Here is a 1,405-nt window from a genome sequence, read left to right on the forward strand (position 1 = left end):
TCAATCACTATAAATTTAATAAAATCATCTAATAAGCTTTGGAAAATATCTAGATTGTCATCGAAATCGTTTAGCACTTTATCAACGACAGCTTCGATTTTTCCCTTCAGTCTATCTGACTTACTACCGCTTGTTTCGGTCCAGCCAAGTGCAGCAGCAGCTATTTCGTTCAGAAGTTTTCTAGCAGGATGCCCGCCACGATCAAAAAAGCTTCTATCTAGCATCGCTACTTTAAGTATAGGAATTTGAAGCCTTGCAATTAACGCTTTCATAACGGGCTGAAGCTGACGATCATCAAGAATAAAATCGAACAACATTGAAACTAGGGAAATGACATCGGAGTCCACTGAGGAAATTGCCCCTCCCTCAGAAGATTCGCTCGAGCTTGATAACAAACTACGAAAATCAACACGCTGATATCCACCTAATTGATCACCTGAAATCTGGCCAGAGAACCGATTTTGCTGCGCCGATAATTGCTGAATAATATGTGTTTGCGGAATGATATTAGACATACCACCAACACCTGCATCGATTGAACTTGCGGGCTGACCTGAATGAAGAAGAGAGCGCAACTCACCGAAAGCTATACCCTGAGAAAGGTACTGATTTTCACCGAGCGTTGGAACACTTGAAGAATCAAAGCCATTGATATCAGGCGTAGCATTCTCGAGCTGACCATTTGATTTAATCGTATCCGTCTTTGACACATTATTGAGCATTTCAACAGCCTTGCTGCTATTTGTACGCGCTGTTTTGCCAATACCGATCGTTAATGCGGGAAGTACACCTGACTGCCTTAACTGCTGATTGCAATCTTTATATACTGCCGCCATTTTCGACAGTACATAGCGTTCAAATAGTTTAAGCACGATAAGCTTTGCTCGGATGCCAAAATCGAGACAGTCACATGCTTTTGCAAAGGCATCACATAGCTTATGCGGGGACGCGGGAAAGTCTTTAGAAAATACTTCACTCTCATCAAGTATAAAGGAAACCCGAGCACTAAGCTCCTCGAGCACCGTGCCAATACCTTGATTAAGCCTCGACACCATCGCATCGACTGCGACATTAACCTCAAGTTCATCCTTATCAATAAGATCCAATGAATCTATCGAGTCACCAGACGGGCCGCTCACCTGTGGACCACTGGTAAGCGAATTGAAATTAGTCAACAACTGCTTTACAACGGCATTTGCGATATGGCGCTTCTGTAAACGAAGCTCTCTCATCGCATCGAAATACAACGCTTGGTCACCATTAGTGCCCGCTTTGTCGGCCATTTCAAACAGCGCATCATCCGCACCATCAAACAAATGACGTAATAAATCCTGCACTTTAAGTCTAAAATTATCTCTAACGACAATGACTAACTTCGGTAGCGGTTTAGCGGATACTCCTGAAA

Annotated in this window: 1 protein-coding gene; it reads right to left on the minus strand. The window is 43.1% G+C overall.

Annotated features, from left to right (window positions below):
- Positions 1-1,405 (minus strand): DUF1631 family protein (locus tag A3757_RS20300; protein WP_156506453.1); only part of this gene is annotated, 1,405 nt, incomplete at both ends.

The organism is Oleiphilus sp. HI0117 (assembly GCF_001635235.1).